Source organism: Thalassoglobus neptunius (genome assembly GCF_007859735.1).
GTDB classification, from domain to species: Bacteria; Planctomycetota; Planctomycetia; order Planctomycetales; family Planctomycetaceae; genus Thalassoglobus; species Thalassoglobus neptunius.
Genome location: NZ_SIHI01000065.1, coordinates 1 through 15,615, shown reverse-complemented (window position 1 = coordinate 15,615; position 15,615 = coordinate 1). Strand labels below are relative to the sequence as shown.

General features: G+C 52.4%; 12 protein-coding genes. 9 read left to right on the top strand and 3 right to left on the bottom strand.

Features of this window, described 5'->3' with window-relative positions; translation table 11 throughout:
- Nucleotides 1–242 precede the first annotated feature (242 nt).
- Entirely contained in the window at nucleotides 243–731 is a 489-nt protein-coding gene (locus tag KOR42_RS24200) for a carboxypeptidase-like regulatory domain-containing protein (protein WP_231741111.1), read from the top strand.
- 236 nt (nucleotides 732–967) lie between these two features.
- Here KOR42_RS24200 and KOR42_RS24195 read toward each other — a convergent pair whose 3' ends face one another.
- Nucleotides 968–1,258, bottom strand: a complete 291-nt coding sequence (locus tag KOR42_RS24195) for a putative quinol monooxygenase (protein WP_197441540.1) — start codon at nucleotides 1,256–1,258, stop codon at nucleotides 968–970.
- 243 nt (nucleotides 1,259–1,501) lie between these two features.
- On the opposite strand from KOR42_RS24195, the gene KOR42_RS24190 reads away from it, so the two are divergent.
- The 8 genes from KOR42_RS24190 to KOR42_RS24155 all read left to right on the top strand — a co-directional run bounded on the left by KOR42_RS24190 (nucleotide 1,502) and on the right by KOR42_RS24155 (nucleotide 14,642).
- Nucleotides 1,502–3,988 (top strand): DUF1592 domain-containing protein, encoded by a 2,487-nt coding sequence (locus tag KOR42_RS24190; protein WP_146512408.1) that lies wholly within the window; start codon nucleotides 1,502–1,504, stop codon nucleotides 3,986–3,988.
- An 83-nt stretch (nucleotides 3,989–4,071) separates the two neighbouring features.
- Nucleotides 4,072–5,403 (top strand): DUF1552 domain-containing protein, encoded by a 1,332-nt coding sequence (locus KOR42_RS24185; RefSeq protein ID WP_197441539.1) that lies wholly within the window; start codon nucleotides 4,072–4,074, stop codon nucleotides 5,401–5,403.
- 370 nt (nucleotides 5,404–5,773) lie between these two features.
- Nucleotides 5,774–6,721, top strand: coding sequence for a hypothetical protein (locus tag KOR42_RS24180; protein ID WP_146512407.1), 948 nt, complete (start codon nucleotides 5,774–5,776; stop codon nucleotides 6,719–6,721).
- 179 nt (nucleotides 6,722–6,900) lie between these two features.
- Nucleotides 6,901–7,236: a hypothetical protein gene (locus KOR42_RS24175; protein ID WP_146512406.1), complete on the top strand. Its 336-nt coding sequence runs from the start codon at nucleotides 6,901–6,903 to the stop codon at nucleotides 7,234–7,236.
- A gap of 51 nt (nucleotides 7,237–7,287) precedes the next feature.
- The gene (locus KOR42_RS24170; RefSeq protein ID WP_146512405.1) at nucleotides 7,288–9,174 is read left to right on the top strand and encodes a polymorphic toxin-type HINT domain-containing protein; all 1,887 of its coding nucleotides are present in this window, start codon (nucleotides 7,288–7,290) and stop codon (nucleotides 9,172–9,174) included.
- Between the two features lie 162 nt (nucleotides 9,175–9,336).
- Nucleotides 9,337–10,251, top strand: coding sequence for an alpha/beta hydrolase (locus KOR42_RS24165; RefSeq protein ID WP_146512404.1), 915 nt, complete (start codon nucleotides 9,337–9,339; stop codon nucleotides 10,249–10,251).
- Nucleotides 10,252–10,891: 640 nt separating this feature from the next.
- The gene (locus KOR42_RS24160) at nucleotides 10,892–13,273 is read left to right on the top strand and encodes a DUF1592 domain-containing protein (protein WP_231741110.1); all 2,382 of its coding nucleotides are present in this window, start codon (nucleotides 10,892–10,894) and stop codon (nucleotides 13,271–13,273) included.
- Nucleotides 13,274–13,349: 76 nt separating this feature from the next.
- Nucleotides 13,350–14,642 carry a DUF1552 domain-containing protein gene (locus KOR42_RS24155; RefSeq protein WP_146512402.1) on the top strand — a complete coding sequence of 431 codons (1,293 nt, stop codon included), beginning with the start codon at nucleotides 13,350–13,352 and terminating at the stop codon, nucleotides 14,640–14,642.
- A gap of 90 nt (nucleotides 14,643–14,732) precedes the next feature.
- On the opposite strand, the gene KOR42_RS24150 is transcribed toward KOR42_RS24155, so the two are convergent.
- On the bottom strand, nucleotides 14,733–15,260 hold the full coding sequence (locus KOR42_RS24150; protein WP_146512401.1) for a DUF1643 domain-containing protein: 528 nt from the start codon (nucleotides 15,258–15,260) through the stop codon (nucleotides 14,733–14,735).
- A gap of 152 nt (nucleotides 15,261–15,412) precedes the next feature.
- A partial coding sequence (locus KOR42_RS27555) for a hypothetical protein (RefSeq protein ID WP_231741109.1) occupies nucleotides 15,413–15,615 on the bottom strand: 203 nt, incomplete at its 5' end.

Below are 15,615 nucleotides of genomic sequence, written 5' to 3'. Positions count from 1 at the left end.
GAATCATTTCGATCATCTCCCACTGAAGGTCAGTCAGGTCACTTGGGTACGCTTTTCGAATCGCCTCGGACACCGTGCACTCCTTTGCGTTGATGAACCGCAAAGTGTGAACAAAACCAGACTTTCACAAAACCTCAGTTTCCGGATAGCCTCTTAGACTCAACAACATTCGATCGTTCCCGCTTCATCTTCATTCTGTCTGAATTTCCGGACAGATTCACTGACACTGTTTAACTTATTCGTTGACTATGATCACATATCGCTTTGCATTCGTTTGTTCGTTAATCTGTCTCTCGGCATGTAGCTCGCAATCTCCAGATTACGCCAGCCTCGGCCTCGTGGACATCAGTGGGACTGTCAAGGTTGATGGAGAACCCGTTCCCGGAGCCGTCGTCTCGTTCAAGGATGTCTCCAACGGAAATGAGTCCTATGGGCTCACCAATTCGTCAGGGTACTATCGACTTTGGTTCAACAGCGAGAAGTACGGCATTATGCCCGGCGAGAAGCAGATTCAATTCAGCACCACACGAAAGATTCTCGGATTGAACTCCGAAGAAGAAGGTGGGGGGAATGAAGAATCCGAAGAAGGCACTGTCGTCGAGAATTCGGATGTCGAGAAGTTCCGCGACGCCTATCGGAAAGACTCCAAGATCATCGTGACAGTGGATGAAGATTCTTCCACGTTCGACTTCGATCTGGCAAGCGATGGTTCGACTTCTCAACCTCTTTGAGAAATCACCAGGTAGAAATCTGCTCGATCGGTGCTCTCGTTTGTGCCGAAAAATCAAACGAGTGCACAGAATCGGACAGTCTGCTTAAGCCACTCTTGAGAGTCAGAATCCTCTTCTTTCGCTGAATCTGTGACCCGCTGCTTGAACAGCGAGCGATGCCAGATTCCCTCTTCTCTCACAAGCGAAACGTCTTCGCAATTCGAATTGCGAAAGCGATCCCTGCCCGTCGCGAAGAATCACTCGCTGATTCGCGTCCAGATCTTGAGGTCTCGCGACGCGAGAAGATCTCCAATGCGTTCGCGTGTAATCGCAGAGTGAGGACTGGTTTTATGTGCTTCGAACGCAGCTTCGTCGTGATAGACTTCGTAGACAGAGAAAACCGTCGGCTCGTCAATGGATTGACAGACATCGAACTGTCGACAGCCTTCTTCATTCTCCCGCGAAGATCGAGCCTGAAACAGAATGGCTTCGCGGAACTCTTCAACGCAATCAGGTTTTGTCTCGAATCTGACCGTAACAACCAGCATTTTGCTTCCTCGTTGGTAACCAGCTTTTCTCTTCTGGCTCATGTCCTGTGATGAGCGATCACGGTGTACTTTCTAACGTATTCGACACCCGAGCAGAGTTGCCAGTGCCGCCCCTCTCTACCCGTTGCAAACCGTAGCAGAATAAAGAATTGCGACGCTCATTGTTCTTTGACGAGCACGTCGTCAAAATGGAAGGCTATACTATCTCACTCAGTTGCGATTATTCCAGACCTGCCGTTTTCGATGAGTGTTTCCAACCCGATGTTCCGATTTCACAACCTCCCGGTCGCTGCACTCGCAATTATCCTGAACAGTTTCGCTTTGATGATTCTGGTTGATGGAAGATCGTGCTGCGCGAGTTCTCCGGACGTAAAACATGTCAGCACCGCGTTTTTCTCCTCAAATTGTCTGGACTGTCACGACTCGTCCACAGCTGAAGGTGGACTCGATCTGACAACTGTGGAAGGTTCGATCGACGAAGCACGTTGGCTGGACACCTGGGTCCGCATCTTCGACAAGATTGAATCGGAGAAAATGCCGCCTCCGGATGCGAGCACTCTTTCCAAAGACGACCGGAAAGAATTTCTGTCGACCATTCGACCGCTTCTCGTCGAGGCACATGCTGCTCAAAAAGGAACACAACTTCGAAGACTCAACGCTTCCGAATATCAAAACACTCTCAATGATCTGTTTGGAACAAACTTGAAATTGGCCGAACTCCTCCCGCCGGACAGTTTGTCTCACGAGTTCGACAACATCGGATCGGCATTAAATATGTCGATGGTCCAATTGCAGCGATATCTGGATGCAGCGGATCTTGTTCTGGAAACCAGTATCGCCTCTGACACTTCCCCTCCGGAATCGATTCATATCGAAGCTTCGTATGCCAAGACTGCGAATGCTGATCGATTCCTCGGGAAGAACTGGCTGGAGCTTCCAGACGGTGCCGTTGTCTTCTTTCAACCTTGGGGCTACCCGACCGGAATGCTCAGAGAAGCAGGCACACGCTCTGCCGGTTGGTACCGAATTCGAGTGACGGGCTATGCCTATCAGTCTGATGAGCCAATCGAGTTTTCGATCGGAGCCACAACATTTGCTCGTGGGTTGGAACGTCCGACTTTCGAGTACTTCGCGATGCCTCCGGGAGAACCGACGACAATCGAGCTGACTGCCTGGATCGAAGATCGCTACATGATTGAGATCACTCCGTATGGAATTTACGACAACAAGTACGTCATCAAGAAACTGGGAATTGATCGCTATCGCGGACCGGGTTTGGCGATTCTGAATGTGAAACTCGATGGGCCGTTGACGGAAGAATTTCCGAGTCGCGGCCATCGTCTTCTCTTCGATGGAGTCGATCGACGCGAAGTTCCGCCCAAAAATCCGAAAGATCGAGAGAAGTCATGGTATCGGCCCCGATTTGAAATTGTCGCAGACGATCCAACAGCTGTAGCCGCTGGCTCATTGCACCGAGTCGCGACCGCAGCTTTCCGTCGACCCGCCACGAATGAAGACATTCAACCGTATCTGGAGTTATTTCGCTCGCAGTTGGAAAGTGGTGAGTCCATTGAAGACGCTCTGAAAACGGCAGCGGCAGCGATCCTGTGCTCCCCGCGATTCCTCTTCCTTCAAGAACCATCGGGCCCCCTCGACGACTTTGCACTCGCCACCCGTCTGTCGTATTTCCTGACTCGAACAAGTCCTGATTCAGAACTCCTGGAAGCAGCTTCGAAGGGAAAACTGACCACCGATCCGGACGCTCTGCGATCACAAGCGTCTCGGCTCATCAAGAGTGAAAAGTTCGACCGGTTTCTTTCCGATTTTTCCGAATCGTGGCTCAACCTTCGAGAACTCGAATTCACAACCCCCGATGCTGTCCTCTTCCCTGAATACGATCAGTTTCTTCTCCATTCAATGAGGCGCGAAACTTTCGCTTACCTTGAAACATTGATCAAGGAAGATCTTCCGATTGAAACTCTCGTCAAGTCGGACTTTGTGATGATCAACAGCCGACTCGCGGATCACTACGGACTTCCAGAAGTGGACGGCCCCGAGATCCGAAAGGTCGCCCTGGGAGACGACAAAGCGAGCCAGGTCCGTGGCGGATTTCTGACTCAAGCGGCGGTCTTGAAGGCCTCTGCCAACGGAACGAATACGTCCCCGGTTGTTCGTGGAGTCTGGGTGCTGGAACGAATTCTCGGAACCACACCATCCCCTCCTCCGCCCGGAGTTCCCGGAGTGGAACCGGACACGCGAGGAGCTTCGACGCTTCGGCAGATACTGGCCAAGCACCGCAATCTTGACAACTGCCGTTCCTGTCATCAGATGATCGATCCGCCTGGCTTCGCACTGGAGAGTTTTAATCCGATCGGAGCATGGCGAGACCGGTATCGCATCACCTCCGGAAGAGGAACTCCGATCTCGAAAATCGTCCATGGAAAAAAGAGCCGTTACAAACTTGGGTTGCATGTGGACCCATCCGGAGAGACTCTAGACGGAAAGAAATTCGATGGCTTTGAGGAGTTTCGAGATCAGCTCAGCCAGGAGAAAGAGATACTCACCCGAACATTTGTTGAGAAACTCCTGACGTTTGCCACAGGTCGCGAGCTCGGTTTTTCCGATCGCGATGAGATTGACGAGATCGTGCAGAACTCGATCGAAAATCAAACCGGGATTGGTGAACTCCTTTACGCCGTCATCGAGAGCGACATCTTTCGAAGCAAGTAGCACTTGTCGAATCGTGATGGCAACATCATTTCCCGAACAGCGTTTTGACCTCGCACTAATACAACCTCACCCCCAGCAGCCTCATGTCGACATCGAAACGCATTTACTTCTCGACAACACCAACCCTTAACCGCCGCCACTTTCTTCGTGGGGCAGGAGCTGCTGTCGTTGGACTTCCTTTCCTCGACGCAATGGTTCCCGCGTTTCAAAGTTCTGCCCGAGCGAACACGAATTCGCAAAAGTCGACGCCGCGTCGTTTCGTCGCTTTGTGTGCGACACTCGGTTTTCACACGCCATTCCTGTTTCCGTCGAAAGAAGGGTCACTCGACGGGAGCACTCCTTACCTCAGCCAGATTCAGGAACATCTCGACCAACTGACTGTCGTCTCGGGACTCGCTCACCCTGAACAACAGGGAAACAACGGCCATGCATCGGAACTGACCTGGCTCACTTCGGCTCAACGTCCGGGGCTTGCTGGATTCAAGAACACCATCTCCGTCGACCAACTCATCGCGGAGAAGGTCGGGTTGGAAACGCGATTTCCGAGTCTCGTTTTGTCGACGAGTGGTCGTTCGATGTCCTGGAATTCGAACGGAGTCGAAATCCCCGGCGAAACTCGGCCGTCGAATGTTTTCAAAGCCCTCTTCGTCAATGGCTCAAGCACCGAAGTCCAACGTGAACTCAAACAACTCGATCGAGGGAAAAGTATTCTCGACACGGTGAAAGGCGACGCTGAAAAACTTAATCGAAAGTTGGGCACACAAGATCAGAGAAAACTCGACGAGTACTTCACCGCCATTCGCGAACTCGAAGGCCGACTCAACCAATCGACATCCTGGGCGACTCGACCGAAACCCGATATCGAAGCGAAGGCTCCGGTAGACATCAGCGATCGGGCGGATGCGATTGGCCGTCAGAATCTGATGTATGACATGCTCGTTCTGGCTTTGCAGAGTGACTCAACACGAACAGCCACATTCCAACTTAGCGGGATGAACGCTGTTCCAGCCATCGACGGAGTCTCCACGGACTGGCACCAGCTCTCCCATCATGGAAAGGATCCTGAGAAGATCGACGAACTCAAAATCATCGAACAAGCAGAGTTCGCTGCTTTCAACCGGTTCCTCGGCAAGATGAAGAGCGTCGAAGAAACTGAATCGACTCTCCTCGACCAAACCACCATTCTCTACGGCTCAAATCTCGGCAACGCAAGCAGTCACAGCCCCCGCAATTTGCCAGTGATTGTGGCAGGCGGAGGATTCAAGCATGGAAACTATGTTTCTCATGATGCGGTCGACAATACGCCCTTCGCGAATCTCTTCGTGACGTTCGCTCAACAGATGGGGCTCGACATCGACACGTTCGGCACCAGCACGGCAACAGGAATTCGAGGACTTGAACAGAAGACCTCGTGACACAAAACTCGCAGAACGCCCACTCCCTGCCTGCTTCGCGTTCACCCTCCTCTACCTAATCGACCAGGAATCTAAAAAACGGGCGCTGCAGAGATTTTCGGAATAATTTCTGCTGATCCCATTTCTCCCTCCCGTATTTTTGAAGTAGGCCCCGATGCATCGGGACTTTTCGTACGGGAAACAACTGGTTTCGAAAAGATGAGACGCAGCCACATCAAGCGTCTGATGGGCTGTGAAAATTACTGACATCGTCGTCAGTGTCCAAACTTCGCTGAGTTGGCAGCTTCGGCGCATTGTGAAGAAAATGCGTTGTCGAAAGGATTCTGTCGAGTTCAGTATGTGAACAATTCATTGCGGATATGGGCTCACTATGAGTGGCGATTCGCAGATTCTTTCGGCACTTTCATGCCTCGTGTTGCTGGCTGCTTCACTTAGCAGCCCGGTTCTGGGTCAAGTTTCCGGTGCGGACTCAGGCGAGGTCGTCGCTGATGATCCGTCTGAACCCACAACAGATTCCCCCGAAACACCTGAAACTCCGAATCCCCTCTTCCTGGCGGTCAATGAACTCCTGGATGCGGGATTTCAAAAAGGGCCCGTCGAAGCTTCCATTCTCGAGGCAATTTACAATCGTCAGCGTGCAAAACTCGGCGGCGAATCCAGCTTGCTGGACTATGCCTATTCGATCGTGTTGCGCAAGAACTTTCAGGCAACAGAAGGCGCCGCCAAGCTTCAAGAAGCGGCGTCCGCATCTGAACCGGTCCTGCTCGCGCGTGAAGAACTGATTCGGCAGCAAATCGAAAAAGGAAAATACTCATCAGCGATTACGGAACTTGAAGGACTGGCAGAGGCCATTCGCTCGATCCCCCATGACAGTCCTCAGTTCGCCCAGGCAATGAAAAGTGCGTACTGGACCGGAATCGCGATTGATTTTCTTCAAAACTCCCTCGGAAACGCGTCCATTTCTGCTGAAGCACAACTGCTCGAAGCTCGGCTGAGTGAGAACCTCAAAGATCGCTACAGCCTCTATTTCCGGAGTGGACTTGGAGATGCGGCACTCACTCGAAGAAGCCTGCTCGCAGCCATCGAAAAGACCAAGTCAGCGATTGTCGAATCGCCAAAACCGAAGAGCTTGAGAAAGCAAAAGAAGAGAGCGAACAAATCGCCCAGCAGCAAGTCGAACTCGAAGAGAAACTCAACGAGTTCCGGGACGTCGCCACAGACGATGTCGCTGACCTCGATGCCAAAATCGCCACGCTGCAGGAACAGTACTCCGCCTCTTTGGAAGCCGAAGATTCCATTCAGACCAACCTCGTTCTAGTTCAGAATGTCATCACTGATTTACGAATCAAAATCGACATCCTCAGCACAGAGATTGCCGAGTTGGTCCAAGCATCCGACGGACGGATCGTTAACAATGCAACACGGAATTCGATAGCTCTACAACGGAGAGCTATCGAATTTAAACGCAGGCAAGGAACTGCTTATCAGGAACAGTTGATGGCAGCCGAGCGAGACTTACTTGTGATCTCCAACAGCTACGCAACACTGATGCAAAGCCGCCGTGAGTTGACGGCAGCGGGCCGACGGATGATTCAACGTCGTCAGGAACTGGCCGGGAAGTACCATCGACAATCCGCAGGCGCCCGAGCAGAACTGGAGAAGCTCGAACGACTGCAGGCACAAATTGAACGTTCCGAGGAAAACGCGAAAGAGGATGTCAATTCGAATCGCCGGGTCAAATCTGCCAGTCGCCGCGTCCGCGAATTCTCCTCGTACTACGACGGATCATTGGCTGCCGAAAGAACAAAACTACTTCAATCTCTCAAACAATAATTTGCGACACCACACTCACTGGATGCTCTCAATCCCTCACGGAGACTCCCCATGTCCGTCCGTCATTGGAACACTTTCATTCTTCTCGGAATCGTCGCCAGTCTTGCAGGACTCAACTCCCTAAGTCGCCTCTCTGCCGAAGAAGTGGTTACCGAAATAACGACAGAGCAAACTGAACGAGATCCATTCCTGAGCGAGTTCCTCGAGAGCCATCCGGATCACCCGTTAAACAAGTGGATTTCCGGTGATGTCTGGACCGGGAACGACTGGATGCCGTTTCACCGGGTCGTAGAGCAAGACGATCGTTGGAACCGTCTTTACAGATACAGAGAGGAACGCTCCAAGCTGGAAGACAATTTTCGCGACCATCTCTTCCTTGCGGACGGGTGTCGGGAACACGGGTTGTATGCCGAAGAACGCGCTCACTTGGTCCGGGCTCTCCTCATTGATTACAGCTTCCACGAAGCACACGAACGCCTCGGTCATATTTATCGAAATGGGACCTGGATTTCTCCTGAACAAGTTCGACGGATGTCCAACGAAGCTGCCCGAACAGAAGAAAATCTCGCTGAATGGGAAATAGAGATCGACAGACTCTCAACACTCATTTCCCACTGCGCACCAGGGTCGAAGGCAGAGAAGAAATGGATCGCCGAACTCAACACAATTCGCACTCCGGATGCGATTCCTGCCCTCGAACGAAACTTTGCTTCAAAGGGTGCAAGAGAGGCGAAAATCTTCCAGGACTGGCTAGGGACAATCGACAGCTACCGAGCATGTGAGGCACTGGCTCGCCAGGCAGTGCTTTCAAATTCAGCAGAATTCAGAACGCAAGCTGCAAAACTTCTGCGGAATCGACGACTCGAAACATATGTCCCCTACCTACTTGGAGGGATGACGTCGACAACCACGCGCTACCAATTTTACGATCCTGATCTGGGAACGATCGGTGGAATTAACCCGTTGAACACGGTCACTCGCGTTGTCACCGTGGACTCTTCCAACACGAGAGTGACGACGAATCGTGAAGTTCGAGTGGTCGAGGGAGACAATCTCACTTACGGATACGGGACGAATTTCTTCTTCTGGGGACCGGTTTTTCGACGTGATGAAGTACCCGTCTTGTTTGACATCGCAAAGATGAATATCGGCTCTGCGATCCTGATGAATTATGGTCAAGCCGCCATCGAAACAAAACAGGACGTGCGCGATGCACGCATCATCAGGACTCTCGCCTCAGCAACGCAAATTGAGGATGCCGCAGATTGGGACACACCAGAGGATTGGTTTGACTGGTGGAATCAGTACCAGGAACTGCAGCTTTCGGATGCAAAGCTGCAACTCAATGACAGCTACAATGACGGCACCTGGTATGTTGAAAATCGTCGGGGAAGGGCGCAACGAGTTGACCAATTCGGCGTGACGTTCTGGTCCCCTCCCCCAATTCTGCGCATGTTGACGCCTGTATGGCGTACGACATCGTGTCTGGTGCAGGGGACACTCGTTGAAACGGAACGAGGTCCGCTCGCGATTGATCAAATCGCTGTCGGCGATCAGGTTCTCTCACAGGACATTGAAACCGGTGAGATCACATTCAAACCAGTCCTTCACTGTTCAATAATTGAAGAGACCGAGACAATCGAGATCGCCACGTCTCGCGAGACAATTCGATGCAGCCTGGGGCACCCCTTCTGGGTGTCAGGACTGGGATGGAGGCTGGCCAAAGAACTTGAACCGGGAATGTCGTTCGTCACATTGTCCGGTGAAACGAGAGAAATCACATCGATCACCCCTGCAGAGAACGCGCCTGTTTACAATCTGATCGTCGCTGACTTTTCGACCAACTTTGTGGGGGAAGATCTCATTCTGACACATGGTTTGGGTGAACGGAGACCAACCGACATGGTCTACCCGGGAGTGATGCGAAAATTTGAGTAGCTGCCAGGCACCATGTTCATGAGTTGCGACCAAGCTGCCGTAAAAGACACGCCATCGAGGAATCTCGAAAGTCATTCCTCCGTCAGTTTCCACAAGCGCACTCGATAGACAAACCTGATCGAAATCGATAGCGTCAAAATCTCAACACAAAAGGAGATCTTGATGAATCGTTCGGTATTGAAGTTTGGTCTGTTGTGGCTCGCAGTTGTGGCTGCATGTGTGATTCCGTCGCAGAGCGTCGTTGCTCAAGATAACGTTCTCAAGCTGTGGCCATCGACTCCTCCGAACGACGATCGCGAAGTCGGGCCGGAACAGGACTTCACTAAACCCGAAGACCGCCTGATTGCGGGTCGCCGCATCATCAAACTCGGCAATGTCTCCACTCCGGAGATGCATGTCTACTTGGCTCCGGAAGAAATTCGCAACGGATCGTCGGTCGTCATTTGTCCCGGAGGAGGCTTCTCGATTCTTGCCTGGGATCTGGAAGGGACCGAAGTTGCCGAATGGTTGAACGGGCTGGGAGTCTCGGCAATCGTCTTGAAGTATCGTGTTCCCACGCGGGATCTCGACCCGAAATGGCAAGCTCCTGTTCAAGACACGCAGCGAGCCATCTCGCTCACGCGGGCTCACGCTGAGGACTGGGGATTGAATCCCGACCGAGTTGGTGTTCTCGGATTCTCAGCAGGTGGTCATACTGCCGCACGAGCAGCGATCATGACGGAGCGGCAATACGAAGCTGTTGACGAATCGGATCAGCAGTCTTTCGAACCGAATTCAGCCATTCTTATTTACCCGGCGTGGCTTACGAATGAGTCGGAAGACGGACTGCTTGACGATTTGAATGTCACTTCCGAAACGCCCCCCATGTTTCTGGTGCATGCTTATGACGATCGCGTCAGCCCGTTGAGCAGTGCCCTTCTCTTTGTTGCTTTGAAGAAAGCGGACGTCCCGTGTGAACTGCATGTTTTCGAATCGGGCGGTCACGGCTACGGATTGCGTCCTGTCGACGATCAACCGATCACCCGCTGGCCATTACTCTGCTCCGACTGGCTTCAGAGAATGGGTTGGACCGAGTAACCCGAACAACAGCGCCGGTCGATTTTGGCGAAATTCTCGTAACAATCGACTCTCTTCGACGTTGTTTTCCCCCCCGATCAAGGTCGAACGGGACATCTCGAAATGAGCCGTTGTCATTGAATTGTGTTGAGTCCCGCATGGATGCAACGTAGAATGCGTATGGAGATTTGTTGCATCCTGCAGGACCCGAGTGCAATAATTCTTCATCCATCGCACAGCTGGACTCGATTGAAACATCGTCTCGCGACGTGCCGATGAGTTTCATTGGTGACATGATTCACATGACCTAAGACCAAATATTCACACAGGTTCACAGCAGCCTGTTTGAACACACCCGCCCACACCCCACCCGGGCAATGTCAACGTGCGAACCACTCGGTTGTTGTTAAGACAGATGGTTCGATTGCACAAGCAATATCGATTGGTTCACTCCAACGGAAAGCCCGTTGAGTGCTACCATTTGGAAGCCTCCGCAAACAACTTTCCCGTTTCAGTAATTATCGAATTCGTCTTTACGAATTCGCACGAGCGCACTGAACGATACAACACAGTTCCGTCCAAACGAGTACACCGGCAAAAGCAATCCGCCCCAGGTTTTCCCATGAGTCATTTCCGCCCCAATTCAATCTTGCGATCATTGATGGTCTGCGTTTCGGGGTCCGTTCTGCTGCTCACCGGAACCATTTTGAATGCCGAATCAACTCGCAAGCGTCCCAGCGAAATCAACGAGTTTCTAGAAGAACACTGCGCCGGTTGTCATGAAGGCGAATTCGCAGAAGCCAACTTCGACATCACCGCTTTGCAAGCTGACTCACCCGACTCCAAAAATCTGGAGAGATGGGTTCGCATCTACGATCGCGTCGAACAAGGAGAAATGCCTCCGGAAGAAGGCTCCGATCTCTCCGACACTGACCGCGAGGCTTTCGGAGAGAAACTGGGTGGCTGGCTGCGACAGTTGGAGAAGCATGAACGTGAACGAACCGGTCGTGTTCAAGGGCGACGCCTGACAAATCTCCAACTCGAACGAACACTTCATGGCCTGCTCGGAGTCGACATCCCACTCGCTGAACGAATGCCCGAAGAACCAAAATCGAATGGGTTTACGACTGTCAGTGATGGACAGGCGATGTCTCACTTCCAATTGCAGCAACACCTTGACATCGTTGACCTCGCACTGGACGAGGCATTCCGTCGAGCACTGACCGGAAACGATCGCGACGTGAAAACGCTGGAAGCGAAAGCCATCTCGCGAACGAATCCTCGTCGACGGACGCGCGAACCGGAACTCATCGACGGCATGGCGGTCACATGGTCGGGTACGGTTTCGTTCTATGGCCGCGTCCCAGCGACGACGGCACGCGAAGATGGTTGGTACCGATTCACCGTTCGGGCGAAAGCTTTGAACATCCCGGATGAACACGGCGTCTGGTGCTCTGTTCGGTCGGGAAAATGCGTATCGAGTTCCTCATTGCTTTCATGGGTAGGAGCCTTTGAAGCCACTGAAAAAATGGACGAGTGGACTTTAGAGTGCTGGCTTGAGAGAGGCGAGATGCTGGAGATTCGTCCAGCAGATGTTGAATTGAAGAAGGCTCGATTCGCGGGAGGACAAATCGGAACAGGCGAAGGTGCTCCGCAAAATGTCCCCGGAGTCGCGATTGAAAGCATCGTCGTTGAGCACATCCATCATGGTGCTTCCGATGAGGAAATCAAAAACGTTCTGCTGGGCGATCTTGAGGTCTCTCACAGCAAAAAAAGTTGGAAGTATTCGAAGGTCAACAGCGAGCAACCCCGCCGCGACCTTCAGGAATTAATGCTGAAATTTGCGAATCGAGCATTTCGTCGACCGGTGACAGAAGTCGAGATTGAGCCATATTTGAACTTCGTCATGAAGTCCTTCAATGAGAACCAAAATCTCCTCGACTCGATCCGTCTGGGATACCGTTCGCTGTTGTGTTCGCCACGATTTCTGTACTTCACCGAGACTTCGAAACAACTCGACGACTACGAACTTGCCGTTCGAATGAGTTACTTCCTGTGGAACGCTCCTCCCGACGAAGAACTTCTCGAACTCGCGAAGCACCGGAAACTGAAAAACGAAGGCGTACTGCGTGATCAGGTGCAGCGGATGCTCGCGGATTCGAAAGCGGAACACTTTGTGAAGGATTTCGCGGCGGAGTGGCTCGACCTCTCCGAGATTGACTTCACGACTCCTGACCGACGACTGCATCCGGATTTTGACCTGATCGTCCAGCAATCGATGCTGCAGGAAACTCATGCATTTCTGCAACACATGCTCGACAACAATTTGAGCGTCACCAATGTCATTCGTTCCGACCACACGTTTCTGAACGAACGCCTGGCTCGGTTCTACGAGATTGATGGAGTCGAGGGTGACGAATTGCAATATGTCTCACTCAACCCGCAGAGTAACCGGGGCGGCCTGTTGACACAGGGGGCAGTTCTGAAAGTGACTGCCAACGGAACGACAACGTCTCCAGTGCTCCGTGGAGTCTGGGTGTCTGAGCGACTCCTCGGAGTTGAGATTCCCCCTCCTCCGTCGGGTATCCCCGGGATTGAACCCGACATTCGGGGAGCCACCACGATTCGCGAAATGCTGGAGAAGCATCAATCGGATCCGTCCTGTGCGTCATGTCACAAAGCGATCGACCCTCCCGGATTTGTGCTCGAACACTTTGACGCCTCCGGAGCCTGGCGCGATCGATATCCTCAACAAAGAGGAAAGAAAGCAAAGAGTGCAGCAGTCATTGATCCCAGCAACGCACTCGCATCCGGAGAAACGTTTGACAATCTCGCCGAGTTTCAGGAACTCGTTTGCCAGAACCCCGAAGGACTCGCTGAGAATGTCGCAAGCAAACTGGTCACATACGGAACAGGGGCTCCGGTTTCCTTCTCCGATCGTGACGAGATTCAAGAAATCGTTGAAGCAGCCAGTGACGAACAATTCGGTTTTCGCACAATCGTGGAAGAAGTCGTGGTCAGCGACATCTTCCAGTCGAAGTAACAAGCACCGGGAAACCGTGACCTTCTTCTCGTCGCAGTAAGACTCGCCGAAGACAACAGATAACGAGGATAAACAGATGAGTAAACGAATCTATTTCGGACGCGGGCTGAAACTCAATCGACGTTCCATTCTGCGTGGCGCAGGCGTCGCCATCAGTCTCCCCTGGCTGACGGCGATGGAGAAAGCCTTTGCCGGTGCGAGCAAACCGGCGCAGCCAAAGCGGTTCGTCGCCATGACTCTCGGCCTCGGACTCCTCGGTGAAAACCTCAATCCGAAAGACTCGGGATTCGGTTACACGCCAAGCCCATATCTCAAACAACTCGAAGATATTCGGAACAAGTTCACGGTTGTCTCGGGTTCATCGCATCCAGATGTGAGTGGCGGACACCGCGCCGAAGCCAGCCTGTTGTCTGCCCAACCGATGGGTGGAAATGGACAAGGGAAAAACACCATTTCTCTCGACCAGTACATGTCCAAGTTCCTCGGACACCAAACCCGGTTTCCTTCACTCGTCCTCGCGAGTAACGGAACCAACAGCCCGTCGTACACCGAAAACGGCTCGATGATTCCCGCCGAGGATTCGCCATCTCGGTTGTTCGAACAACTCTTCGTTGATGACAGCCCCGCTGAACGAGAAAACCATGCTCAGCGAATTCGCGAAGGACGCAGCATCATGGACCTCGTCATGGACGATTCCAAGCGACTCTCGCGTCAGCTTGGACGGGGCGATCAACAAAGACTCGATGAGTATCTCACCAGCGTTCGTGACCTCGAATACCGACTGGCCGCCAATGAGGAGTGGGCGAAGCTTCCCAAGCCAAAAGTTGACGCCAAGAAACCGGTTGACATCCGAAACGCAAACGACTTCATCGGCATCCAGAAACTCATGGCCGATATGGTTCGTCTGGCAATTCAAACGGACTCAACTCGCTTTATCACCTATCACCTCGGCGGTTCGGGCGGAGTCGTTCCGCTTAAAGGAGTCGACGAAGGTTACCACTCGCTCAGCCACCACGGTCTGGATGAAGAGAAACTCTCGCAGTTGGCGATCGTCGAAGCCGCCATTGTCGGAGCATGGGGAGACTTCTTGCGAGACCTGCAATCGGTCGACGAAGACGGCGAGAGCCTCCTCGACCGGACGTCTGTGTTTCTGACAAGCAATCTTGGAAATGCGTCCAATCACAGCAATCAGAATATGCCCGTTTTGCTCGCCGGTGGAAAATTCCGACACGGCCAGCATCTCGCATTCGATCAGAAGAACAATTATCCACTGACAAATCTCTACGTGAGCATGCTGCAACAGGTGGGACTTGAAACGGATCATTTCAAGACAAGTTCCGGAACGATGACAGGACTCGATTTCTCTTGATCAAAGTCTGTCGCTGTCGATTCGGTTGTCTGATTCGCAAGGAATCATCGATCGCTGCCCAAGATGATTTTCGAATCACGAGCGGTCGAGCTATTGCGAGGAAGAAGCCAACTGCAGCGGGACGGATGACCTTTTCAAGTAGAGCGGATGACCGGGAAGGCCGGCCTTTGTCAGTTTGAGACAATGGAGCGGGCATTTCCATTTCTCAAGCTTTTCAAGAAGTTCCCGGCTGCGGTCCAGATGAGTCGCATGAGTCCCCCAGCAACAGATGATTAAATCGCTGCGCTGCACCACTTTTTGAATGTATCGATCGTTGTCGATCCCGACTGGACGATCGTGTCGCTTCATGACCTTCGGATCAGTCGCCCGAAACGCAAAAGCGTTGAGCATGGTCATCTCATCGAAGTCCCAGTCCCGGGCAAACTGAATGCAGCGTGCGACCGTCGGGTCGTTCTGAATTTCCGTAGCTGTTGAGGGATTGAGGCCAATAAACGCCACTCGTCGCCGAACGGGCCGGTTCCATGTCCGGGTCAACGTGTAGCGGAACTGCTCGCATTCCGAATAAATCGCAACACTTCGAACACCTTCCGCTTCGTGTTTTTTCTCAACAATCGACATCGTTCCATTCAGTTTCAGTCGGGAGATCACTTCGTCCAACGAAGCTAGAACATTCTCTGTTTTGGTGTGCACTCACTCGCACGAGCAAACTCTGCCTTTGACCTGATGAAAAAGTTCAAGCGAGTGCACAGGAAAGAGCAACTTGCTCGAAATCAGGACGGGTCGCAAATCGTGACAAGTCGACGACAGCGGAGCAACCCGAGAGGCGGACATGTGTAGACATCGGTCAGAAAACGTAGCGCTCGACGGGCGAAAAACGGAGCGCTGTTGTTGATAAGGAACCCGGTGGAGGGATGTGAGCGTCTCGGCCGGGAGTGTCGGTACAGGTTATTTCGTCTTTGATTGGCCAGAGCTT

Coding starts and splice junctions, on each gene's coding strand:
- KOR42_RS24195 (WP_197441540.1), bottom strand. CDS start 1,258: ATGCTGGTTGTTACGGTCAGATTCGAGACAAAACCTGATTGCGTTGAA.
- KOR42_RS24185 (WP_197441539.1), top strand. CDS start 4,072: ATGTCGACATCGAAACGCATTTACTTCTCGACAACACCAACCCTTAAC.
- KOR42_RS24180 (WP_146512407.1), top strand. CDS start 5,774: ATGAGTGGCGATTCGCAGATTCTTTCGGCACTTTCATGCCTCGTGTTG.
- KOR42_RS24165 (WP_146512404.1), top strand. CDS start 9,337: ATGAATCGTTCGGTATTGAAGTTTGGTCTGTTGTGGCTCGCAGTTGTG.
- KOR42_RS24160 (WP_231741110.1), top strand. CDS start 10,892: ATGGTCTGCGTTTCGGGGTCCGTTCTGCTGCTCACCGGAACCATTTTG.
- KOR42_RS24170 (WP_146512405.1), top strand. CDS start 7,288: ATGTCCGTCCGTCATTGGAACACTTTCATTCTTCTCGGAATCGTCGCC.
- KOR42_RS24175 (WP_146512406.1), top strand. CDS start 6,901: ATGGCAGCCGAGCGAGACTTACTTGTGATCTCCAACAGCTACGCAACA.
- KOR42_RS24190 (WP_146512408.1), top strand. CDS start 1,502: ATGAGTGTTTCCAACCCGATGTTCCGATTTCACAACCTCCCGGTCGCT.
- KOR42_RS24155 (WP_146512402.1), top strand. CDS start 13,350: ATGAGTAAACGAATCTATTTCGGACGCGGGCTGAAACTCAATCGACGT.
- KOR42_RS24150 (WP_146512401.1), bottom strand. CDS start 15,260: ATGTCGATTGTTGAGAAAAAACACGAAGCGGAAGGTGTTCGAAGTGTT.